This window comes from Nocardia sp. Tas62D01, assembly GCF_055232035.1.
Genome location: NZ_JBUYUZ010000001.1, coordinates 4,221,998 through 4,248,811 on the forward strand (window position 1 = coordinate 4,221,998; position 26,814 = coordinate 4,248,811).

Here is a 26,814-nt window from a genome sequence, read left to right on the forward strand (position 1 = left end):
GATCACGAATCTCGAAATCACCGTCGGCGTTCATGACGGCCGTCCGGACCGAGTCGCCGTCACGGAAATGTATGACGGTGTTGCTGTTGAGGTCGTTGCGGGACAGCTCCTCGACGAAATGGGACATTTCCATGACCCGGTCGGCGACCGAACCCACCGTGACCGTCGCGGGGTGTGGAGGTGATCCGTCGGCGACAACGCCGCGATACGACGGCGGGTCATCGGACGGCAGCGGCGCATCCGCCGCATCGCTGCGGTCGGCGGGGTGGCTGGATTCTGGTGGTGGACTGGCGGAATCGGGTGTGGGCTCGTGCTGTCGGGTGGGGCCGGTTGTGCCGAAGCGGGTGTTGTGGAGGGTGTTGTGGTCGATGATGGGGAGGTCGGGGATGCGGAGTGGGTTGCCGTGTGGGTTGTAGAAGGTGACGGCGGTGGCGGTGATGCCGGCGGGGATTTTTTCGTCCCAGAGTCGGTCTGTGTCGGTGATTGAGTCGTAGAACCAGGTGTTGTGGTCCAGGTTGTAGAAGAGGCTGGAGTGCGCGCCGACACCGTAGTGGTCTGGGGTGTGGGTGTCGGCGAGGATGGCGACCGATCCGATGCCGAGGCCGGGGTGGTAGCGCAGGTAGCCGGCGATGGTGGCGTGGTCGTTGACCGGTTGTAGTTCGACGTCGCCGGCGTAGGTCCGGAAATCGGTGCCGCTTGTGCCGGCCAGCCCGGGCTCGGTGGCCGGCGGTCGGATGATGGTGGTGCCGTGGTCGCGGAGGAGTTGGGCGGCGCGTCGTAGTGTGCGTGGCGCGCAGGTGTTGATCGACTTGCTGGGCTGCCCGAGCGCTGGGATCGGGGTGTTGTCGCCGGGGGTGGAGAAGCCCGCGGGCGGTTGCTGGGCGATCGCCGTCAGGTAGCCGCCGTCGTGGTCGGGGTCCGGTTGCAGGTAAATGACTGGCTGGTCGGGTGCGTGGATGAGTTGGTGGTGGCTGCCGTCGGCGTGGACGGCGACGAGATTGACCGGCAGGAGCCGGGCCACGACGGGGAGTATGAGAGCGAGGCCTTGGTGTCCGAGCAGGGATACACCGGTGGTGTGTCCCGCGCGCAGGGACAGGATTTCGTGTCGCAGCAGGGCGGCGCGTTCGGTGGCCAGTGCGGTGTCGAACGCGTCGGCGCGGTTTCTTTCCTCGGTGTATACGTCGAGGTCGTCGTGTGAGGAGTAGGTAGTGAGGAATTGCTGGCGGCGGGTGTCTTCAGCGGCTTGCCGGGCGTCGAGGTCAGCGGTGGTGATGAGGCCGAGGTAGTAGGCGAAGTGAGCGTACAGCCAGTCCGCCACGGCGTCCCGGAGGTCCTGGGGCTCAACACCCGCCGCCAGGGCCAGAGAGGCAGTCAGGGGATCCTCGCGGTCGCCGTGCTGGCTGGGTTTCCAGTCATCGGCGGCGGGAAGAGCGGTCGGCTGGTGCACCACCGGCACGGACACCCCAGAGGCCGGCTGCGACAGCAAACCCAGTTTGCGGACCTCCGCCACCATAGCCTTCGGAGTCATATCACCGGGCAGGCCCAGCGCCTCGCGCAGCCCGCCCAGGAACCTACTGACGTGTTCCGCGCGTATGCCAATCTGTCTGGCCACGTCGGCAAACTGTTTGGTTTCGTCTGCGAGGAGGGTGAGTGCTTGCCACCGCGTATGCGTCAGTTGCACGCGCTTGCCGGTCGGAGTGGTCGCGATATGAACGATGTCGACCTCACCCGGTTCCGGCATCGGCAGCAACCCATACTCGCGGGCCCGCTGCACAGCGGCCTCCCGAGTCAGAACCTCACCCGTCAGTCCCAGTTGGTTTTTTGCGTGCGCCAGATCACTCTTGATAGTATTCGTATCTGTCTCATTCGTATCTGTCTTAAGCGCCGTGGCTATCTCGGCATCAGATTTTTCCTTCGCGACGAGGGTGAGTATTTCCCACTCGCGATGCGTCAGCCCCACACGTTTGCGGGTAACTGGATTGATATAGGGCTCGCCGGTTATCGGATTGGTCGCGACATGAACGATGTCCGCCTCACCGGGCAGCGGCTTGGGTAGTAACCCCAGCTCACGAGCCCGCGCCACCACATCCCTCCGATCCAGATCCTCCTGCATACCCATCGCCTTCGCCGCTTGCGATATGCGCTTGTCTACAGCATTCGCGGTGACGGGTTCATTGGGATTTTCGGTGAGAGCCGCGCCTATCTGCCGGCTGGTTTTTCTCTCTGCGGCGAGTTTCAGTGTCTTCCACTGGTCATGTGTGAGCTTCCAGCGTTTGCCGTTGACGGTCACGGCATGAACGATGTCGATCTCACCGGGCAGAGGTTTGGGCAGCAACCCCAGCTCACGGGCCCGCTCCACCACATCCTCCGGAGTCACAGGATATCCCGAAATCTCCCGGGGAATATCCATCGCCTTCCTCACATGCTGCCAGATGCTATCGAGGGCGTCCTTTTTTTTGCGGAGGGCCTCGCCGATCTGCTTATTGGTTTTGCCTTGCGAGGCAAGGTAGACCGTTTTCCAACGGAGCTGTCCGAGTTTCGCGCTGCCGGGTCGCACGGTGGAGAATGGGATGCCGGTGGTGGTTGTGCCGATTGCGTATACGCCGGGGGCCGTTTCTTTCAGGAAATACCGTGGCCTCGCGGGAACGGGAGTGTATTCGATTCTGCGCTGACCCGTCTCCTGAATATAGTTCAGTCCATTGATTCTCGCTGCCGGCAACAGTGAGAACTGCGACCGCGTGGGAGTGTTGACCCGATTATTACTGTTCCAGACGGGATCGAGCAGGTTGTTGATCTCCTTTCGCGCCAATATCGAACCCTGGATCACCAGTTTCTGAATGAAGTCGTCCTCGGTGGCGGGGTCAACGAAATTATGGCCAACGACATAATTGACGAGAGCGTCGTCGGTGATGGATTGCCTGTACCCTTCGATGTTCTGATCGAGGTATTCGGCCACTTCCCGCCGGAACCCTGTCAGATCATCGGTCTCGAGGATGCGGGTCAGGTCGTTGATTGTGCGGTTGCGGTGATGGGGCAGGCCGGCGGCGAACTCGCGGAGGTAGGCCAGAGCGTGGAACAGTGAATCCCGGCCCTGGGGCAGCGGACGCCAGTCCGGAGGCTCCGGCAGGACAACCCGGACCTCAGCAGCCACACCCGCGGCTCGCAACTTCCGGGCGAGTTCATCCCCCGGCACGGCGCGGTGCAGGACCGGGACATCGAAATTGCCGTCAGAACGCACCGTCGCCGACGTGTCACCCCACACCAGTGTGGTCCCCGACGTGAAAACGTTATGACCCATCCCATTCAATACCTCACCGATCCCCCAGACGCGATCACCGGACACCTCGACCACATCAGCGACAGAACTACCGACAACCGGCCCCGCAACACCCACACCCGCTGCCTCCGTCGCCTCAGCAACGGAACGATCGGCGGGAGCGTCGAGCTGGAGGTCCATCCGGTTGTCCACCTGGCCCCCGGGTGCGCCGATGCCGGCGGTGGGTAGGGGGTGTGCTTTGGTGTTGTCGGGGAGGGGGTGTTCCTGGCCGGTGGGGGTGTGGATGATGGCGTGGATGGTGCGGACGGGGCCTGGTGTGAAGAATTCGAAGGGTATTTCGGTGTGGGGGTTGGTGCTGTTGTCGCGGACGAGGATGGTGCCGTGGCGGTTGGTGATGGTGTAGGCGTGTGCGCCGACGCCGTGTTTGTTGGTGGGGCGTTTGTTGGTGGGGCCGTGGTAGGTGTCGACGACGAGTGCGGTGGCGCGGTGGCCCAGGTTGCGTAGGAGTTCGGCGATCTCGGTATGGCGGTGGAAGTAGTGCAGTGTTCCGCCGTCTGCTTTTTGGAGGGTGTGGGCTGTCCAGCCTTCCAGGCCTGGCGGGTCTTGCTTAGCCGGGGGGATTCTGCCGGTCAGGAAGGTGACGTCGTCTACGGCGAGTGGCCCGCAGTTGTTGTCCTGTGGTGGTGGGTTGTGCTGGCTCGCGGTTGCGGGCTGGTGTTGGAACTGGGCTGTGCCGTCGCCTGGTGGACCCCGTCGTCCGGTGACCGGCTCGCCGCTGCTACCGGCCGCAGCGCTACTGGCAGAGCGCATACCCGGTTGTGTACCGGACGAACCGGGTGCCGGGTAACGCACCAACCCCATCTCGCGGACCTTGTCCACAACAGCCTGTCGTACTCGTACCTCAGCCTTACCCTTAACTTTCAGCGCGCGGGCTGCACCGTCCAGGAAGTTTTTGAGGGGTTTCGGCCGCCCCCACTCATCCAGCAGCCCCAAATTCTTGGCCGCCACGGTGAGAGAGTGGTCGGGGTTGTCCGAGAGGTAGGCGGCTACTTCGTACTGAGTTTGTGACAGTTCCACGTCCTCGCCGGTGTCGGGATCGGACTCGATATGCACGACCAGTTCACCGGGCGCCGGTGGCGGCAGCAATCGCAGCTCACGAGCCCGCCTCACGGTACGCTGCGCAGTGCCCGGTTTCACCTTCAGCTTTGTGGAGATCTGGGTCCTGAGTCTCCGGACTTCGGCGAAGTCGTAGGGTTTCCCGAGGTGGTCGGCTATCTGCTGATCTGTGTCGCCCTGCGCCAGGCGGGCGAGCACATTGAACTGGTCGTCGTCCAACACGATGCGCAGGTCGGTGACGGGATCGATGCCGATGTGGTGGGGGGTGGGTTGTGTGGTGGTGAGCAGGGCTTTTTGTGTGGTGGAGCCGATGTTTTGTGTGGTGGTGCCGATCTGGTATCCACCGGTTTGCAGTCTCCACAGGAAGATGTGTGGGTTTCCAGGGGTCAGGATGTAGTCGGTTCTGAGTTGGCCGGGGTCCAGTAGGGTGAGGTTGTATCCCAGGTGTTTGAGGGCTGGTAGCCACCAGAATTCCAGGCGTGCGGATCCGATTATCCGGGTGTCGCTGTTTGCGGTGGGGTCGCGTAATGCGGGGTTGCGCAGTGACTCTATTTCGTAGCGCAGCAGGGCACGCTTGGTCGCCAGTAGTTGCTGCTCGAAGTAGTCCGGGTTCGTGGCAATGGGGGCGCGGGTCATGTTGTCGATAGCGTTGTTGGTGATCAACGTCGCGAAGTGCTCGAAGTTCTCGCGGTTCTTGTTCTCGTCGAGGTAGTCGGCCACATTGTCGCGTAACTGGTTCGGATCGACCTCGAGGATATCGGTCAGGGTGTCGAAGAAAGAGTCCGGGCCCGGGGGGATCGGATGCCACTCGGTGGGTGTGGGTAGCGTGATTTCGACAGCGTCGATGGTCTCGAGGCGGCGCGCGAATTGGGCTCGTAGTTCCACGACGTTGAGGCCGATGTTGTTTTGGACGGCGAAACTGCCGTCGGCTCGCAGGACCGCTATTGTCGTTACGGTCGCGTCACGCCAGGTGAGGGTGGTTCCGGTGGTGAAGTCGTTGCGGTATACCGCGCCCAGGAAATGAGGGGTTTCCCAGACCCGGCTGGCCTGTGTCCCCGCGATGGCCGGTTGGATCACTGTTATCTCGTCGTTGCCGCCCCGGTCGACCTTGTCGCGGAGGCCTTTCCAGAAGTCGGCGACACTCACCACCGAGAGGGTGTCCTCAGCGTTTGTGATATGAACGGCCCCGCCGGTGAACCGAGCGGTCCTCCATTCGCTGTCGGCGGGCGGGAAATGTATGGTCGTGCCGGCCGGGTAGCGGACCCCGGAGATTTCCCCCTGGACGGTCCGGGAGAATTTCCGGACGAAGTCGGTCATGAGGAATGTGTCGATCTTTTCCGCGCGCGGATGTGAGCCGATGCGGCGGCGCAGCCTGCCGAGCCGGGAGCCCGTGCGGGGCTGGGAATCGGCGCGGGTCTGGGAGCCGGCGGGGCTCGGCCCGCCACGGTGGGGGACTGATCCGTCGTTGCCGGGTGGGCCGCGGGTACCGGTGAGGGGGATTCCGTCCCGATCGTGCATGTGCACGACGTGTGGGTCGACCTGCCGTGCCGCGGATTGCGCGATCGAACGGGGTGCGAACACCTCGACTCGTCCCAGATCCACAGAGCCGGCCCTCGAGCGGCGCGCGTCGACGAACGCCGAGATCGCCGCAGCGAGTCGATCGGGGCGGTGCGAGCCGGGCAACACACGACGCAGCCACGAACGCTGGGGAACGTTGTGTGCGGGAGGGGGATCGCGGGGGCGTCGGAGAGTCTCGTGCCCTGCCGAAAACACCGTCGCATAGTCAGGCCGTCCGCGGGCCTCTCGTTGGTGCTCGCGCACTGCCACCATCAACTCGTCCCGCCTCCGGATCGAGTTCTCTCTCGCGCTTGTTCCCGCGGGTGCGGTATCGGCTACACGCCAGTGCACCGTCCGGGCAGTATCCACGGGCCCGAACCCGATGACCTCACTATGGCGCCCCTGGCGGTCATGCTCGAAGGACAGCAGATGCACCCGGGGTGCAGTAGGACCGGACCACCGGGAATGGACCGCCATCTCGATGTCCGCGGTGAGTATGTTCCCGTGTAGCCGCGAGACCTCCTCGCGCCAATGACGGCGTGCGGCGGGCTCGGTCGGGCCACCGGTGCCCGGTGTATCGCGGATCACGAGTTGGAGGTAGGTGCGGTTCAGTTGGTCTCGTACCGGTGCGGGAATGCCTTCACTGTTACGCAGGCCCGGGAAATCGGTGAGCAGGCGCAACTGCTCCTCGACCGACCAGTCCGCGAAATTCGCGGTGTCCCACCATGTTCGGCCGTGTCGGGACCACCAGTCCGCCATCTCCTGCGGGGACCGACTGGCCCCCGCACCCTCACGCGGCAGTCCCGGTGGCGTAGCGCCGGCGGGGTCCGGGACCGGCAGCGGCCGCCGGATCATGCCCCGGCCCAGCTGACGCAGCCACTCTCGAAGATTGCGCTCATGCTCGTCCAGAGACCGGTGCACGGCTTCCATGACCGCCCTGGGCGTGCCAACCAGATCACCGATCGCCAGACGCACCCAGAGGGTGTCGTGCGCGTCCCAATAGCGGTTGAGCTCGTTCCTCTGCCGCTCGACCTCGCTACTATGCTCACCCACCGCGATGTAGTCCCCGCGGCGGTCCCAGTCCTGGCCGACCAGCAGGCCCTGGCGCCGCAACAGGTCCATCGCGCGGATGCTGGGGTATGTCAGGGGCTCGGCCGCGTCGTCGGTGGTGTGGCCGAGTTCGGAAGGCTGGCTGCCGGTATCGGGGGTGTTGGGGGGGGCATCGACCCGATTGTTGTCCGCGCCGGTATCGCGCCCGGTGTGGAGGTAGTGGTGGTTACGGTATATGGAGTGGTGGTTACGGTATATAAAGCTCAGAGTTTCCGTCACTGAATCCACGGTTCCAGGGAAACCGTTGTCACGAAGGATAGTGGCGATATCTCGATGAGAGTAACCCAAGTCGGAGAATTCGTACGCCATCGTGTCCCGAGGTGCCAGTGTAAGTGTGCCCGGAGGCAGGGCGGGGGGCGGGGCCGGGAGAGCGGTGATCGCGTCTTCATCGAGCAGGCCGAGCTGCCGTGCCCTGGCGACAGCCACGGCACTGAGCTGGACGGTGTGCACGCCCTCGCTACGAGGAAGGCCGAGATACGTGTGCACCCTGATCATGCGATTGCGTACCTGAACCCCGGACAAATTTCTATGTCCGTCGACACGAAGGAGTTCGGCAATGTGCTGGTAGCTGGTGTAGCCCCTGGCGGCGTAGTGAAGAATCCTCGTGTCGAGGCCGTCCAGTCGTACCGGTAGCACGGGTTGCGGGAGTGCGGCGAGGGTATCGTCATCCAGCAGCTCCAAGCCGGAATCACGCCCTGCAGTCGGGGCAGCTGCGAGGATGTCAGCATTTGTTGCGTCCTGACGCAAGAGTGACATCGTTGCGACCTGATTCAAGAGCTTCCGGCGTGCATTTTGCATAGTGTCCCGCACCAATTGCTCGGTGGTGGTGGGAAATCCGTTGGTACGAAGGACCCTGGCAATATCTTCGTCGCGGTCGTAGCCCCGGGCAACGAGATTTAACATCATCGTCTCCCGGGGTGACAGTCGATTCTGTGGCGGTGTCACCGCTAGATCGGTAACCGTATCGTCAGGATCATGGTGGGTAATCGTGCGGCTACCGTCACGATGATGGTTGGTCTCCATGGCGCTACCGTCAAGATAATGGTTGGTAACCAAACGGCTACCATTAAAAAAATGATTGGTAACCGTGCGGCTACCGTCAAGATTATGGTGGGTAACCGTACGAGCGCCATAGCGACTACGGTGGGTAATCGTACGGATACCACCGGGGCCATTAAGGATTTCAAGGATTTCCACAGTATCGTTATCGGCTCGCTGGTAGGTAACCGTGTTGGTGCCGTCGGGCAAGCGGTCGGTGATCTTGACCAGGCCGTTGGTGTAGCAGACAATTTCCGTGCTCGTGTCGTCGGTATGGCGGATGGTTTCCGTGACACGGCCGTCGGGATGCTGAATGGTTTCCGTGACACGGCCGTCGGGATGCTGAATGGTTTCCGTGATGGGGTGGTCGGGATGCTGAATGGTTTCCGTGATGGGGTGGTCGGAGTTACCGTGAGTGTCGGGGCCGGTGGGCTGGAGCGGGATATCGGCGTCGGTGAGATGGCGGGTAACCGTACGGGCGCCACCGGGGGAATTACGGATTTCCGTGCTGCTGCCATCGGCGTGCTGGCGTGTAACCGTATAGGTACCGTCGGCGAGATGGAGATAACGTGCAACCGTACGGATACCGTCAGGATCACTGTTGGTAACTGTACGGATACCGTAAGTGGCATCATGGATTTCCGTGCTGCTGCCATCGGCTCGCTGGTAGGTAATCGTGTAGGTGCCGTCATAGTTATGGCGGGTTTCCGTGACGCGGCCGGCGGGAAGCTCAGCGGTTACCGTGATGGAGTCGACGTAGTGGTCGGAGTTACCGTGAGCGTCGGGACCAGTGAGCGGGAGTGAGGTGTCGGGGGTGACCGGGTCGCCGTGTGCGTTGGGAGTGTAGAAGTGGTCGTAGGGGAGGGTTGTGGTGTAGTAGCTGCCGTCGGGGTGTCGTTGGAGGAACACCACGGGGTTTCCGGCCGCGGCGGCAGGCAGGAACTGGTACCGGCTGCGGCCGGGGTGGATGACGACGAGGTTGGTGCTGGTGACGCGGGCGGCGATCCACAGGCGGAATTCGACATCGTCGTTGCCGCGGTACCGGCTGTCGGTAGCACGCCCGGCGTGCAGCGCCGGGATCTCCTGCCGCAGCAGATTGGAGCGTTCGGCGCGGTCGGTTTCGGTGTCGACCGGTAGGTGCTGGGCGCGCGCGCGGGCGTGTTCGGTGTCGAGGATGTCGTTGGTGATTTGGTCGCGGTAGAGGTCGGGATTGTCTTCCAGGTGCCGTGCCACTCGCCGGCGCAGCAGTTCGGGGCTGATACCGCGTGCCATGGCCAGGGCGTCGAGCCCGTCGTGGCGGGTGCGCGACCAGTGTGCGAGGGCAGGGGTGGGGTGGGTGATCTCGACCTGACCGTGCTCGAGCCAGCCGTCCACGAAGTCGCCCCGGTCGATGACGTCCCCGCTTGCCGGGGGTATGTGGTCCAGCTGGATGTCCAAGTCACCATCGGGGCGTAGCACCGCGTGCCCGCCGGCGAACCGGAACCGGGTACCGGCGAGCAAATGGTTGAGGGGACCGGCCAGCTCCGTGCTGTACATTCGCACGACCGGGCCGGAGTTATCGGGCTGTGGCGACCGCACCACGATCGGTCCCCCGATGTCGCGAGTGTCGAAATGATGTCTCAGCAGTTTCTCGGTGGCCTCCTGGTTGAGGACAGTGCCGTCGTGGTAGAAGCCGTCGACCGCGCGGAACCGCACATCATTGAGCCGAGTATCCGTCTCGGTGTCGCGCCCGTCGGTGACGGTCATCCGCAGCGTCCACCGGTAGGACAGGTAGTCACCGGAAGAATGTATTCGGGTACCGGGCCGATAGTCGGCGCCTTTAAAGGCTGTCAGGAACTGCTTAGTGTCGTCGAACACCGTGACTTCGGCGTTGTCGCCGGGTGCGCCGATGCGGATGTCGCCGATGGCGTCGACGCCGTGGGCGTCGTCGGGGACGAGTTCGGGTTGTTTGTTTGGGGTGTAGACGACGGCGGCGATCATGGCGACGCCGGCGGTTTTGTGCAGTGCCAGGGGGTATTCGTGTTTGGTGTTGGGGTCCCAGACCCAGATTTCGCCGTTTTTGTTGCTCAGTTCCAGGCCGTGTGCGCCGATGCCGTTGTGGTCGGTGGGGCCTTTGTAGACTTCGATGAGTCCGGCCCTGGCCCCGTCGCCGAGGTTGGTGAGGTGGGTGCCGAGGGCGGCGTGGCTGGCGAAGATTCGCAGTGTCCCCCGGGAGCGTTCCTGGAACTCGCGGCCGCTCATGCCGCTTAGGCCGACGGGGTCTGTGGGTGGGTCGATGTTGGGGATTGTGGTGGCCAGGCGTTGTAGCAGTTGCCGACCGCAATCGTTGATGATCTGCTGGCTGGTGGCCTCGTCCACACCGACGTGGACGTGGGAGTTGCCTTCCGTGCGTGTCGGGTCGGGATTGCCGGCAGTTTGACGGGTGTGGCCGGCCCGGCTACTCCCGTCGCTGATATGGGTATGGCTCGTTCGGTCACCGCCGCCGGATCCGGGCGTGGATCCCACAGCGGCTATATCCCGCGGCCGGTAACCGCGGTTCCGAATGGTCTTGTTGGTCTTTTTGTCGTAAGCCCTGACGATGTCCTGGGGAGAGATGGGTTCGGTGAAGGCGACCTCCTTTTCCCAGGAGAACGGGTAGGTGTGTCCCTGCAGCTTTAAGGTCTGGGCCACGTCGATGCCGGAGCTCGGCGGCCGGATCATGTAGCGGTAACGGCTGAGCCTGTAGAAGAAGTTCTTGTTTAACGATGTGGCTACGAACTGCGTCTTTCCGGTCGTCTTGACGTGGAACTCAATTGACCTGAGTGGGTCCGGTTTCTCGGGCAGAATGCCCTGCTTGAACACCTCGTCCGGCGCGGTGTCGGTGGTGTGGTAGACGATGATGCCGGGTTCGGTCTCGACGACCCGGCCCTCCTGGTCGTCCGGCACGAGCAGGTCCTGGTTGACGGGGACGAACCAGTCGCCCGATCGGGCTGCCTCGTCGACGGTGATATCCGGGGCCACCCGCGGCGCCGGGTGTGGGTTCCACGCCTCCACCAGCCCGTGCTGGCTGGTGAGGGTGTGCTCGATCAGCCACGCCCCGCGGGGCACCAGGCGCACCCCGGACGCCGACAGTCCCGCCATCGGCCCGCCGGGCACCACCCGGCTGCGGGTGCCGGTGGCCAGGAACACTCGCCTCCGATCCAGGTATCCATCGGTCAAGCCCAGGAAATGCAGTGACTCGTGTCCTCGGTCGCGTGGAGTGTCCGACGATTTCCACCGGACCTGATCGGTGCCCGAGGACGAATCGTCGGGCAACAGCAGGACCCGGGTCGGGCGTACCCGCGTCGGATCGGCAGGCTCGTCCTGTTTCGCCACGTCCAGCCGCACGTAGATCTGGTCGCCGTTCGGCAACCGGAACCCGTGATCGTTGACCAGCTCGTCCAGCCCCGCCTGCGCTTCGGCGGCAACCCGCTCCTCGGTCCCTGGCAGCACCTGCTGTGCATCCCACTGCACGCGCACGGTGAATTCCCGCACGAACCGATCGCCCACCCGGATCCGCCGTACCTCGTAGCGCACCAGCTGCCGCGGCCCGCCCAATCGCCCCGTGGCCGGCGCCGCGGGGCGACCGGGCCGTAATCCCGGCTCCAGTGCCCACACATCCGGATCGGCCACCTCCACGTCCACCACCCGCACCGGCGCGGACGCGCGTGCGTGTTCCCAGTCCGGTAGCCGCAGCGGCGCGACACCCGGCACCGGATCGAACCACGGCGCCGATTCCGCGGTCGAATGGCGCCACGACTGGTCACCCAGCACCTCCGCGGAACCCGGTCCCACAACCCGTCCCACACGCTCGCGTTCGAGCTCCTGCATCACGGACTCGGTAGGAGGGCGATGCGCAGGCAGGATCCCGTCTTCATCCGTGAGCCGCTGCTGCACCGCCGGTGGCCCCTCCGGCAGGCCTCCGCGCATCCCCTGCCCACCGTCCGCATCGGGGTGCGGCGCGGGGACTTCGGCGTTGTCGTGGATCGGCGAGGTTCGTTTGTCGACTGGCCCGGCATCGGTCGGTGTATCCGAATGGCCGAATTCCTGGTCGAGTTCCTGCAGTGTTGCCGGGCGCACTATCCGCGAGCCTGGGAAGGGCGGTAGCAGAGCGCCCGGAGACAGGTGTGCCGCGTGCGGGTCTGTGATCACGAGCATTGGATCGACCGGGTAACCGTCTGTTGTCCATCGTTTCGGATCCTGCGCGTGGAGTTTGGCGAGAGTCTCGGTTATCACCGTTGCCGGGCCGCTGAGCTGCCGAGTCAGCGCGTCCTGCGGTGCGTTCAGTGCCACCAGCAGCTCCGGCAAGGACAATGGTGTCCTGCCCAGGGCGGGATCGAACACCTGCCAGTCGGGGACGCCGAATTCGACGGTGTGCACGAGGTTGCCGACGTACTGCTTCAAGGGCACCTCACGGCGCGATCCGTCCGGCATTCTTGTGGACACGCGCATGCCCTCGCCGCTGATGATGATCCTGCGGGGATAGGTGCCCAGCCGGATCAGTTCCAGTGCCATCAGATGCGCCCGTTCAGCGGATCCGACTTCCAGACCAGACTCCGGTTGGTCCCCGGTCCGATGCTCGAATGTCATGCCGTCCAGGCCCCTGATCCAGTCGAGCGCCGTGTCCTCCTGGACCGGCGTCGGTACCGCGCCCGGCTCCCAGGCCAGGACCTTCGCCGACGGCTCAGCGAAGACGTGGTCGATGTAGTCGTGCTCGTCGGGGAGCGCGTTTCGCAGGTCTGTGATCAGCTCGCGTCCCCTGGACACCTGCTGGTAGGCGCCCTGCACGGCCCACAGCTTCCGTGGATCCCGGTCCAACCGCGCCACCAGCGCGAGCGCGGCGTCGGCCCGCCCCGAGCCGACCTGCTCCCATACCGCGTTCGCGTATTGCCGCACCGCCGGCAGGTTCTCCGGTCGTTCTCCCGGCTGCACCGCCATCCGGGGTGGGGCCGGCGCGGATGGGGGCAGCGCATCGGATGCCCAGCCCATCAGTCGCGCCACCCGAGACGCCTGCGCGCTGGACAACCGGCCCGCCGCGTGGGCCTGGCGCACTGCGTCGTCCAACCGGACTGGGCCGTCCGATCGGTCCTCATAGGCTGACTGGAAGGCGGCTTCCAGGAAGGCGCTGTCGCGTCGCGCCGTCGCCTGGCGCAGGTTGTCCAGCACCGCGCGGAAGTCGACCGAGCCGGTGCCTCCCAGGATCGTGGCAAGTTGCGACGCGTAGTCGTTATCCGCATCCGATTCCCGGTTTCCCGCAAGAACAGCATCGAACCGGGTGCGCAACCGCGTCCGCAGAAGAGCGGTGAGCCTGGGGTTGGCCTCCAGCAATCCCACTCTCGCCGGGTTGCCTGCCAGCCGCGACGAGACGATAACGAGGATGTCGTCCTCGGCGGGTGTTTTCCCCTCGGCCTCTCGTGTGCGGAGATAGTCGTGCACAGCATCGGTGATCTCCCCGCCGAGGTTCCGGCGCGCCATGATGCTCAGATGTTCCAATAAGCGATTGTCACTATCATCGCTTGCCAGTGCTCGGTCGAGTTCCTGCAGTGTCTCCCAGCGGTAGGCTTTCTCACCTGGGCGAGGCGGTAGCAGACGGCCCGGCGCCAAGGCCATCGCGTGCGCGTCCGTGACGACCACGGTCTGATTGCGCAGATAACCGGCACTTGTCCACCGGTCCTGTGTGCGGTCGTTGGCCTTGTCCTCGGTGCGGCGTTTGTCGAAAGTGTCGATGATGTGCTCGACCGGCCCCTCGAGGCGTTCTGCTTTGTCGGTGTCGATGTGTATCGATGCCAGCCACTCCCGTACGGTCACCGGTCCGCGTGCGACCGACGGATCCCATACCATCCAGTCGGCGTGACCGTCCTGGTTGCGGGTGTACACGAGGTTGGCGACATGGTGGCGCCAGTCCAGTTTCTTGACCGAGCCGTCCGGCAAGGTCTGCATCATCCGCAGGTCCTCACCGTTGACGAGAATCTTGCGCGGAAAAGTGCCCAGCCGGATCAGTTCCAGCGCCACGTGGTGCGCCAGCTGGACGCACCCGGTGTCGAGGAAGGCGTGGGGCATCGGATGGTCGCCGGTCCAGTGCTCGAAGGGCATGGTCTGGATGTGCGAGAACCACTTCTGCGCCGTGTCCCACTCCACCGGTACCGGCTCGGTGCCCGGCTTCCAGGCCGTGGATTCCGCTGGCGGCTCGGCGAATACGTGGCCGATATAGTCCTTTTCCTCCGGTAGCCTGGTGCGCAGGTCCTCGGCCAGGTCGCGTCCCCCGGTCTGCTGCCGGTATCCGTCTTGTATCGCCCACAGCTTGCGCGAGTTGCGGTTCAGCTGCTCCATCAGTGCCAGTACGGCTTTGGGGTTGGTTGCGGTTCGTATCGCCTGCAGGTAGTCACGCACTCCCGGCAGTTCCTCCGGCGCCTGGCCTGCTCGTACTGCCGTGCGGGGCGGTGCGGGTGCGTCGGCGGGCAACGTCTGCTTCGGCTGCCAGCCCATCAGCTGTGCTATCCGCTGTGCCTGCGCCTGGGGCAGCCGCTGCTGTTCGACCGCTTGGCGGACCGCGTCCTGCAGAGTCCGGCCGTGCTCACCCGCGAACGTCTCTTCGAGCAGGTGCCCGTCCCCTTGGGTGTTGGTGTGGCGCAAGATGGCCAGCACCCGGGCGAAGTCGACCGGGCCGTGCCCGCCCAGCACTGTGTTCAGGGCCTTTGCATATGGCAGGTCGGCCATGGGCGCGAATCCGGCCCGCGACCGGGCTGCCTCGTCGACCGTGACCTCCGGTGACACTTGCGGCGCCGGTCCTGAGTCCCCAGCCCCGACCGGTCCGTGCCGGCTGGTGTCGGCCGAGGCCGATTCGTGCTCGGTGCCGCCGGTGTCCTGCAGTCCGCCGATACGGGTGCCGGCGGGGAGGTCGAAGATTGTGTCGCCGCGGGTGCCGGTGGGGTGGGCAGGGGCGCCGGTGCCGTTGGACGATGCCGTGCCATCGGATATCGCGAAGGTTCCGTCCGGGTGGGTGATGGCGAGAGTCGGTATGCCGTGCCGTGGTTGGAGATTCGGCGGTGCGAAGGTGCTGCGGGCGGGCGCATCACGAGCGGTCCGGGAATCGGCCGTCTGCGGCCGCGTCGAGGATTTCTGCAGGTGGGAGCCGTCCTCGTGCACGGTCACCGTCGCGGGATCGACATGCGGCCGTACCGATTTCGCCGTCGACGGCGGGACGAACAGGTGAACCTGGTGCGGCAGAGCGGTTTCCGCGCCGGAACGTCGTGCCTCGACGAACGCGGAGACCGTGCTGCTCAACCGGCCGGGGCGCGGGCCGGTGAACATGCTGGGAAGCAGCTGCGACGGTGTGAACCAGTTCCGGGTGGTGTCGTGGTGTGCCCATACCACCGTGGCGTGATCGGGTTGCGTGCGAGCCGCCTGCGCGTGTAGCTGTGCCGCCCGGGTGACGGCGTGGCTCATCGATCCGACCGAGGCGTTCGCGGGCGCGTGCCAATGCACCGACGCCGCGGTATCCACCGGGCCGAACCCGATTCCCGCGCCGCCGCGCCGCCCCTGCGCATCCTGCTCGAACGACAACAGCCACACCGGGAGGGCTCCGGCACCGGATCGCCGGGCCGCGATCGCGACCTCGAGTTCCGCGGAATGCAGGTCGGCGAGCGTGGTTTTCAGGTTCTGCAAGGGACGACGGTTGGCCTGCGGCAGGTTTCCGGTGCCGTCGGGTGTGTTCAGCCGGGCGATCTCGAGCTCGAGATATCGGCGGTTCAGCTCGTCTCGGACCCGGGCGGGGATCCCCTCGCCGTTGCGCAGGCCCGGGAAGTCTGTGAGCAGGCGCAGCTGGAACTCCGGTGACAGGTCCTGGAAATGCAGAGCGTCCCACCATTGGCGGCCGTACTTCTGCCACCACTGCGACCGGGGCTCGATGGATCCGGCGTCGTCGAGCCCGCGCGGCGGGTGCGGCGGTGTGATCCGCGCGTCGGGCTCGTAGGTGGGGCGGTGGCGTCGTCTTCGATCGTCTTCGATCCACGGGACGGCAGAGGGGGCGGGGTGCGCAAAGATCTGGTTCCCCAGGTCGTGCTGGATCTCACCTGCGGTCAGGCCCTCGCGCCACTGATCGATCCGGGCCTGCACGTGGGTCACGCTCTCGCGCAGGGTGTTCAGGGTTTCGTGTGCTACCGCGTCGTCTGCGTCGTAGGTCCGCTCGCCGCGCAGCAGCGCCTGTTTCGTGGCGTCGAGCACGATCTGCCGGTGCGCGATCTCCGCCCGCTGGCGGTCCAGCTCACCGACCCGATCGCGTGGCCGTTCGTCGTAATCCCACCGGACGAAATCGGGGTCGGGCACAAGCCCCTGCCGCCGTAGCAGATCCAGCGCGTAGTCGTTGATCTCCGGGCGCGGCAGGTAGTGTCCGCTGCCGTCGCTCCACAAGGTGAGGCTGCCGTCGATCGCCTCGATCTCACCGGCTGCGGTGACGGTCCGCCCGGCCAGGAACGACGAGTGCTGTATCCGACCGTGCTCCTCGGGGGCGGCATACAGGTTTCTGAACTCGTCCATCACGAACAGCACTCGATCGAAGCCGCCGTCGCGCAGGTCGCTGATCTGCGTCGTGTCGAACGGCCGGCCGTCCGAGGCGCGGTACAGCCTGCCGTCCCGTCCCCAGGGGAATAACCGATGCGATTCGAGTTCCTCGGCGTCCATGTAGTGATGGGGGGGCCCGGGCCGGTCTCCGAGCTCCGGAAGCCCGGCGCCCGGAATGAGCCCGACGACGACACGGGATGCAACGGCGATCGGCCGGGTTTCGCCGAGAAAATCCTTCCCCATCCTCGCGGCGTCGAGCAGCGGGATCTGTGATCCGATCAGCACCCGGTTCAGCGGCTCGGGGATCTGGTCCCTGGGGATTGCGCCGCTCGCGGAAGCGAGCCGATCCCACAGGCGTGGCCCTCCCGGCAGCTCGAACAGCCCGCCCACCCGGGTGGCGCCGATCTTGTAGCGGCCCCTGCGTGTGCGTTGCAGGAACGTCGTCGCTGCACCGGGTTTGGTGATGATCTCGACCACTCGCCCGTCCGGATGCACGCTGACGAGGTTCTGCTCGAAGGCCGCGGCGGCCAGGCGCAGCGCGAGGTCGGGATCGGCTGAGGCCGGTCGGGCGGTGTGATCCTGCGTGATCCGGGCTGCGTGCGTCAGCCAGCCGTCGAATGTCCGGCGCCGCTCGAGTTCCCGCCGCCATCCGGCGTCGTCGATCTCTCCCCGGCGGTGCAGGTCGTCGGCCTCTCCGCGGCGCTCGCGCTCGAGGTCCCGCTCCTCGTACAGGTGGTCCACGATCGAAACGTGGACGTGCTCGGCGCTGGTGTTCAGGATGCGGGCGACGGCGACCATCGGATCGCGGGTTGGGCCCACCCGCACCCAGCGTGGCGGCATCGGCGGGGGCTCCACCGTAGCGTGCACGACGGTGATTCCCGCGTCGTCGGGGTCCACCCCGACGCCGGTGATGCGGTAGCGCGTATCCCGCGCCATCAGCAGTTTCTGCCGCGTCGGACGGCGGTCGTCGGGACCGACGTACAGGCCCCGCGCGCCGGGCTCCACCGCCAATTCCAGGCGGTACGGCGGGGCGCGGTCGGCTCCCGGCGCCTCGGCCAGGTCGGCGCCTACCGAGGTGAGCTGGTAGCCGCGTTCGGTCTGAGTCGCGCCGATCAGCCACTTTGGATCTCTGCCGGCCAATGGCTTGCCGTCCGCGGCGATCATGTCGTCGATTCCGGCGAGGCTGCGCGCGGCGCGGATCGGCGTGGTCAGCCGCAACCGGCGTCGAGTCCCGTGATCGAGCTGTGCGATGTATTCCCGGACGGCGGACGGCTCGAATTCCCGGCCGAGGTGGTCGCGGAAGTATTCGCGCAGTTCGCGATACAAATCGGCGTCCTGGTGGATCCGCTCCCATCGGTCCGCGGCCGTCTGCTCTTCCGAGTCCGGGGCGGGATGGTCGGTTTCGCTGTCGAGGAAAGTAATCGAATCGTCGTCCCGGAGGTGCTCCCACGGATCCGGGGTCGGTTCCTCGTATGCCACACCGGTCCACACCTCGTCCAGCGTCCCCAGCTCCCGCTCCTCGTCGCGGGTGCGGTCGGGCTTGGCGCGCAGCTGGTTTCGCCGATCGGTCAGCGCGGCCAGGTTCGGCCGGCCGTCGTGGGGGCCGGACAACAGATCCGCGAGGCCGGCGTTGCGCTGCAGCCGATCAATCCAGGCGGGGAGTTCCGCGTCCGAGGCGTTTCGCAGCACGGTGTCGATCCGTGGCGCGTCCTCGTACGCGCGCACGGCCCCGTGCACATCGTCGGGCAGGGCAACCGGGATACGCAGTGTGGTGAGCGGGTCGGGCGCCGCCGTCTCGCTGGGCTGCTCAGTGTCGTCGAACATCTGTTCGTGCTCGTGTTCGGTGAATTCCCAGTCGGTGAATTCCCAGCCGGCGGGGTAATCCTCGGGACTCAAGCGCTGATCCTCGGGAAGCGTTGCGACCGGGTCTCCGTCGTCGTCTATTGCGGTTGTCGGCGCGTCGGGGTTCGCGGAGTGTGTGCTCGGCGGTGCCGTCTGCATGGCGTTCCAGTCGCGTGACTCCGTCGGGTCCGGGTTTCCCAAGGCGAAAAGCGTACCGGTGCCGCCGATATGCAGGCTCAAGAATTTATTCAGATGCTTGATATCGACATCGAGCTTCGCGCCTTCGCCGTAGGCGACGCCGTCTATGACATGAGGGACGTTCGGGTTGTGGCTCCACGTATTCTCCAGCTGCAACATGATGCGGCCGTTGTCGTCGGGCTGCACGCCGAGCACGGAATAAATATGGCGTCCGAGCAGGCCGGGGTATTTGGTCATGTTCGCTGCAGCGTCGCCTAAATCATGAGTGCCGATAGTGACGACATCGCCGCGATCGAGTAAGTATCGTACGAAACCGGAGAAATTTCTTCCGGCAACGTCGCTGGTGAATAGTTTATCTGTGTCATGTGCTCGAGGCAGATAATCCACGATCGCAGCGATCTCGGCCGACCACCGGTTCTGTTCGTCATTGTTCAGGTGCTTCTCCAGGAAAGTCCGGAAATCTGCGGATAATAGGTCGGTCTGCGCAAGGTGCCACTCCCGCAGCCATTGCGACTCCAACTCGGCGAGCCGTTTCGCGAACGCGAACGCCGGTTCGGCGTTCTCCATCTGCTCGGATATCAGCTCGTGCAGCGTATCGACATCGAACCGGATCGGATGCAGGAATGTCTGCATTTCGAGAATGCGACCCGGGTGATGTACAGAGCCGAAACCGCCTATCTCATACGGTGGCAGCAACTCCTCCAGTACTGTCGCCGGGCTGTCGCTCCGAACCTTTTCGAAGTCACCCCACTTCCACACCGCATAGGCTTTCTCGATGAGCGCCGGCCACAACGCATGGTCTTTGTCATGGGCCGCATAGATCATCTTTCCGGTCGCATCGGCAAACAATTCCTTGGTGATCCGCACCCAGACCGGAACTTCCAGATCCTTGATGAACCGCACCGCCACAGTGCCGTCCGGATATTCGCGAATCATATCCGGGATCACCTGGCGTTTACCGTCGGCCAAACTCTTGAGCGGCGCTATCAGAAAGCAATCTCCGGCCGAGCCCTGCGCCGCATCCTGCGATACCGGCATCGGATTTCCGTCGTCGCCGGTACGGAAGACGCGAACGGTCGGGGTCTTTATGGTCAACCCCAGCTCCCGCAGCGCCTCCTTGGTAACCGGCGTGTCCCCGTCCACCAGCAGGACGCCCTTCGGCCCGACCGCCACCGGCACCGATCCGCCGGGCAGAAGAAGCATCCGGGTGTCTTGCCTCATCCACCGCAAGCCCGCGATGTTGGGCACCGTCCAGTGCCGTCTGCCGTCACCGGCCAGGTTGGATATGTCGGCCAGTTCGGCCAGCAGGTTGCGGTGCACCCAGTGCACTACCGGGTCGTTACCGACGCGCACCGAGATGAAATCCGGGACGGCGGGGTCGTTGGTTTCGTGGAGCTGGTCATCGGGCCGCAGGGTTAGCAGTCCACCGCTGCGGTCCACAATGCTCAACCGGTCTGCCGGGGCATTGACCTTGGATCGCGGCATACCCCGTATCGGCAGCGAATTCGGATCGACCGGTGCGCCGAACGGCCGGACCGACACCGTCGCAGTGCCGTCGATCTGGAACTGCAGCAGCGAATATGCCTTATGTGCCAGCGCCGCCCATATCGGCTCACCGTCGGTGTGTGCGATATATGCCGGCCGTCCGACCCGGGGATCGTGCAGGAGACTCCGGTCGATCCGTATCCATTTCGGCTTGGCGTCGACGAAGAATCGCACCCCGACGGTCCCGTTGGGGTACTCATGGAACATTTCCACCAGCGCCTGCGGGTCCCGGTCGGCGATCTCACGCAAGTTGTACGCCATCGCGGCAAATCTCGAATGAGTGCCCTGCCGGGCATCGGCCGGTTGCGGTGTCGGCTGCCCATTCACCTGTGCGAACACCGGGCCGGTATGCATCGTCATAAGCGGCTGCGTGTCCATACCCAGCGCGGTCACAGCGTGTGGCGGGAGCGCCACAACCGTGCCCTGAATATCGAACTGCAGTCCGCCGCCCTCGGCCGGCCGGGTCGGCACCTGGGCGCCGGATTCCAGATTCACCCCGGGCCCCTGCACGGAGGTGAACAGCAGCTGACTGGGGGACTGGTTGTTCTGCTCTTGTGCCGGGGAACGCTTGGGTGTGCCGAGCATCAATCCACTCGGATGGGTGGACCAGGCGAAATGGCTCAGCAGCTTGCTACTTATCTGATGCGTTACCCGGGCCGGGTCCGAATCGAGCCACATCGAATAGGTCACCGCCGAGCCGCTGGGATCGACCGTGCGGTCCAGCCACACGCTGTCGGTCGGCCCGATCACCAGCGCTTGACCGTTGTTATCGATCAGCACGGTGTTCCGTGTGTGCCCGATCGTGTTCACCTGCTGCAGCGCCAGATCGCGCGGTACCGCCGAGGAGAACATCGTGTGCGCGGCGCGCAGATCCTTACCCGTGTCCTTAGGCACCGGCCCGTCCTCGAACAACCACCGCAACTCGTCCTTGACGAACTTGAACCGCGGGGCCACGAGATACCCGGGACCCGCAGGGTAATCCGCCATCTTTCCTGGGAACTCCGACTGTCCGGGCCCGGCCGTGGACTGTGTAGAACTGCTGCCACTCGCAGGGGTCGTAAACTCAACGCCTTCCATCGGATCGCCGAACGTGGTGTCGGTGACCGGGGTCGTCCCGGCGCCTGCGCGGAGTGGGTGCAGGGTGGTGGTGGGTTCTGGTGTGGTGTGGGTGTTTTGGTGGTGTGTGACGGGGGTTCCGTTGTGGTGTACCGCGACGTGGAGGTGGCCTCCGTCGTCGGTGTCTTCGCGGAAGAAGGTGTATGTGGGGGTTTGGGTGTCGGGGTCGCTGTGGTGTAGGGATCGGGTGTAGCCGTCGTCGTAGTAGATGTCGAGGTTCAGTCCGAGGGTTTGGGTTATCGCTGGTAGTAGGTATTCGGCTGCGGCGAGGGCGTATGTCGAGTTGATGAGGAGGTCTGGTAGTTCGTCGAGTGTGGCTTGGCGGAATATCTCGTACTGTGCCCGGCGGGTGTGGTCGGGTTCTGTGGGCAGGAAGTCGGTGGGTGGTTGTGGGGGTGCGTTGGGGTTTTTGGTGAGGTTTTGGTATGCGGCTTGGACTGCTGTGGCGCGGAGGTCTTCGTGTGCGGTGGTGTCGTTGGTGTCGATGCCGAGTACGCGGGCGAGGGCGTGGAAGAGGCAGTTCCCGTCTGCTGGTTGTGATTCCCACACGCCGCCCTGGGGTGGGTACACGTTATTGATGTGGGCGCGGAGCGCGCGTTCGGCCGATGGCTGTGACCCGCCACCCGCACCGAGCCGACGTAATCCGCCAAATCTTCTACCCAACCCCGCAAGTCCCCCTCGCTGCTCCGCAGATCCCGGTTGTCCGGCAGGTCCTGGTTGTTGGGCAGGTCCTGGTTGTTCGGCAGATCCCGGTTGCTTGGGAGTCGTCACCGCAATGCTTGTTATCTCCCGCTCGGTGAGCAGTTCGATAATTTCCGACAGCGTCAGTGAATGTTCCTCTTCGTGCCCTTCGCTGTCCGTTTCATGAATCAAATATTTCCGGTTGCTGATAGTTTTTCTGAAAGTGACGGTGCTGGTGCGGCCGGCGCCGACAAAGTGTGCGTAGGATCCGGGTGGCAGACCTTTCTGGACCAGGTTGGTCAATGCGGTTGTATCATCTTCTCTGTCGATGCGGTAGTACCGGGTTTGTGGCCGGGTGTCGGTGTTCTGTGCGGCAAGTATCTTCTTAACGCGCTCGAATGCGGCTTTCTCATTGGCAGATTGCCCTGCTGGATATCTATTGTATATCTTGTCGTTCCTCATGAAGTATCGACTAAACGCAATGCCGCGAGTTCGCAGCAGTCCGAGTGCCATGTCATTGCTTGCCGAGACCGGCCCGTACTCGTCGGACCGGTCCGTCCACTCTAGGAGCAGCCCGTCCTCTACCACAATTTCTCCAGCGGCAGTAACCGTTCCACCCCCGAAGAATGAGGAGTGATGAATACCTGCGGTGGCATACAGGTTTCCGAACTCATCCATAACGAATATCGTCCTGCCGTTCAGGTATCGAACCATTCGCGTATCGAATAGTCGCCCGTCGAATGCTCTATACAATTTGCCGTTCTTCTTGCCGATGAACAGTCGATGCGTTTCACGCTCCAATTCGTCCATGTAATGAACCGGCGTAAGATCGTGCATCGGGGCCCGAATTAGCCGGTCGCGGCGTTCGTCCGAAGCTAGGGCCGCGTCGAACCTGGTGGATTGTTCCGCGGAAAGCCTGTCGCGGAGCTCTGTGTCGACCTTCACCAGCCTATTATCTGCCATATATGATCGGTTGATGGCGAGTCCTGAAAGCAAAGGTTTCTGCCGGCCTATCAGGAGTTCGGTGAACTTCGATGGAATATCGGCTTTCGAAACAGACTCGCCCCGATCACTGGCGTAGTGACGCAGGAATGTGAATGGAACCCTGGGACTGAACAAGCTACCCCGGGCGGTGGTGCCTATTTCGTAATGACCGTCCTCGAATTTCAAGAACAGGGGCAACCAGTGATCGGTATCCGACTCGGTGATCGTGGGTATAGTGGTCCGTTCGTTCGAATCGACGATGTTGAGCTTGATCCGGTGTACGTCAGCTAAGGCGACCAGCAGGTAACTATGCTGGGTGTCCAGATACCGACCCTCCGGGCTCGCGCCGGCGCGCAGTGCTTCGATATAGGCTCGAAAATCCACTACTCGAATCGCCTTAATCGTCTCCAGCGCTTCGTTATGCTGCTCGTGCGCTCGACGGAGTGTCTCGTCGGAATATTCGTCAGGATACCTTTCAACCACCTCCAACACCTCCAACCGTCTGCTCGCACGCCACAGCGCATTTTTCATCCGGTCGCTGTCGCTGTCGAACCGCGATGAGTATTGTTCGACGTTTCTTTCGAGCGCATCCGCTGTCGCATCGCGGAGCTGTTGCGGTGTCGAGGAATTCAATATATGCGCGAAAATGCTGATTGGATCGTTATCGCCGGGAGCCCGGACCCAATCTTCAGGCACAGGTCGTATGACGGACACCGATCCGGCATCAATCATGCGCAAGAATTCGCCGTGGGCGACGATTATGCGGAACCGGATTTCTCCGTCCGCGCTCACGCCCTGCACGCGAATATTGCCGTCCAGCATGACCGAAGCTTCTATCGGGGTAGTCCGGCTAGTCGAGAAAATTTTCGTTCCGCTCAGGAACTCGTTGTTCCTGAGCAGGCTCCCGAAAAGGGGGGTTTCCATTCTTTCCACTTTGGCATTCGGATTCGCCGTCAGAACGTCCGTGGCGGTGCCGGTGCGGAAGTCACTGGCGCCGATGGTGTCGGTGGCAGTGGCGTCGGGCCCGGGGTAGTACGGGTGGCCCGCTGTGAAGGCGGTCAGGGTCGCGCGGACCAAGTGATCCATCAGGGCGTCGCTGTCGTGTCGCGCCTCGATTACACCGGCGAGCCAGTCCGGTTCGGGGCGCCACCGAGGTGGCATGACCGAGAATACGGTGCCGTCGGCGTTGACCCCGAACTCATAGTCGTAGCCGCCCCGCTCGTTCTTGCCTGATTTGCGCAGGAAGAAGATCGGTTTCTCTCGGTCGTTCAAAATCTCGATTCTTCCCGAACCTGGATTCAAGGTGATGAAATTAGCACGCTTGGCCTCGGACGCCGCCACCAAGTCAAAATCAGTGTCCGGCAGGCCCATGACCCGGTGCCCCAAGTTCTCGTAGTCGCCATTCAACATCCGTATATGCTGTCTTAGAATTTCATCCTGATATGCCAGCATCAACGACCCATAGTTGGGATCCGAGCGTTCCCGCCGGTCTTGCATGCGGTCGCGGTGATTGTCTGTGATGAGGTGCCTGAAGTAATCCGATTCTCTTTGGACGTAGACAGCGACCTCCCGCTGCAGCCACCTATCGTGATGGACACCGAGGACATGGGCCAACGTGTGGTACAAGTCAGTCTGGGGATCGGCCCCAAAATATATCTCGGGGACCGCTCTCCATGATTTCGGTACCGGAAGAGTAATCTTGACAGACGTCGCCCCGCGCTCCCGGATGAAATCTCCGAATTCCGATCTGCTCACGACCTCTGGTTGTGTGACCGAATCGGATCGAGGGTCGCGAATGTCGAGATCGCCGTCGGCGCGCATGACGGCCGTCTTGGCTGAGGTGCCGTCACGGAAATGTATGATTGTTCCGCTGTTGAGGTCGTTGCGGGACAGCTCTTGTCTAAAGTCGGACATTTCCATGACCCGGTCGGCGGCGGAACCGAGTAGAGCCGGCTGGTGCACTTCCACGCGAGCTGATCCCATTGCTGTGTCCAAGGATGCGAGATCACTCCAGAATTCGTCGACAGTTCGCCGGACCGTCTCTTCCGGCCGATCGCGAGGACCGCCGCGCGACGTCACTGTATCGACGCCCTGCTCGGTGAATGTAGCGGACATTTCGTGGCCCGGGGAATGTAAACGTATTACTGTCCTGGCAGGATATTCGGTCCCGTTGAACTTCGAGCGGAATTCGTCGATGCCGAACTCGTCGCGCTGCTCGGCGGGGTCGAGTAAGCCGATCCGGACGTCCGGGAAGGGGTGCACGGTGGTGGTTTCGACGGTACGAGGGACCCCGGCCGAGGTGTAGAGGATGGCGTAGGTAGCGATGCGGTCCGGGGAGGTCTGCGCGGCCAGGGATGGCACTGGGCCGGTGATCGGGTCGACCTCGATGAGGCCGTTTACGTTCCGGAAGACATAGGTGTGTGCGCCGACGCCGTAACCATCGGTGGAGCCGCCGTAGGTGTCCACGACGAATGCGACGGAGCCGGGACCGAAGTCTTTGCCGAGCAGGTGCAAGGCGACGGCGCCGTAGTCGTTGAAGTACTGAAGTCCGGCGCCGGCGGCAGTCTCGAATTCGGCGGCGCTCATACCGGCCGGACCGACAGGGGCCTCGGGTGGCCGAACCACAGTACTGCCGGTCAACTCGACGACTCGTCGCATGGCCACCTGCGCGCAGTTGTTGACGAGGTGGTCAGCGGAGAAGGCACTGGCTGTGGTAGCGGTATGCGAAGCGACCCCGAGGTGGGGTGTGCTGCCGTCGGATCGGGGGTTCGGGTTGGCGATCGCCGTCTTCTCGGTGATCTGGGCCAGCGTGGAGTCCCGCGGCCGGTAACCGGGGTTCGGAATGGTCTCTCCGGTCTGTTTGTCGAAAACCTCGACGATGTCCTCGGGAGAGATGGGTTCGGTGAAGGCGACCTCCTTTTCCCAGGAGAACGAGTAGTAGTGTCCCTGCAGGGCGAAGGTCTGGGCCACGTCGATGCCGGAGCTCGGCGCCCGGATCGTGTAGCGGTAACGGCTGAGCCTGTAAAAGTAGTCCGGGTTCAACGATGTGGCTACGAACTGCGTCATTCCGGTCGTCTTGACGTGGAACTCAATTGACCAGCGTGCGTCCGGTCTCTCGGGCCCAATGCCCTTCGCGAACACCTCGGGCGGCGCCGTGTTGGTGGTGTGGTAGACGATGATGCCGGGTTCGGTCTCAACGACCCGGCCCCGGTCGTCGGGCACGAGCAGGTCCTGGTTGACCGGGACGAACCAGTCGCCCGATCGGGCTGCCTCGTCGACGGTGATATCCGGCGCCACTCGCGGCGCCGGGTGTGGGTTCCACGCCTCCACCAACCCGTGCTGGCTGGTGAGGGTGTGCTCGATCAGCCACGCCCCCCGGGGCACCAGGCGCACCCCGGACGCCGACAGTCCCGCCATCGGCCCGCCGGGCACCACCCGGCTGCGGGTGCCGGTGGCCAGGAACACCCGCCTCCGATCCAGGTATCCATCGGTCAAGCCCAGGAAATGCAGTGACTCATGTCCTCGGTCGCGTGGAGTGTCCGACGATTTCCACCGGACCTGATCGGTGCCCGAGGACGAATCGTCGGGCAACAGCAGGACCCGGGTCGGGCGTACCCGCGTCGGATCGGCAGGCTCGTCCTGTTTCGCCACGTCCAGCCGCACGTAGATCTGGTCGCCGTTCGGCAACCGGAACCCGTGATCGTTGACCAGCTCGTCCAGCCCCGCCTGCGCTTCGGCGGCAACCCGCTCCTCGGTCCCTGGCAGCACCTGCT

1 protein-coding gene (running past both ends of the window) is annotated in these 26,814 nt (G+C 64.1%); it reads right to left on the reverse strand.

The whole window is internal to a C2 family cysteine protease gene (locus ACV7NQ_RS20455) on the reverse strand: the coding sequence, 72,762 nt in all, runs 16,004 nt past the left edge and 29,944 nt past the right edge, and what appears here is coding positions 29,945-56,758, spanning codon 9,982 (partial) through codon 18,920 (partial); the first complete codon in reading order (the gene reads right to left) occupies positions 26,810-26,812. The start codon and the stop codon both lie outside this window.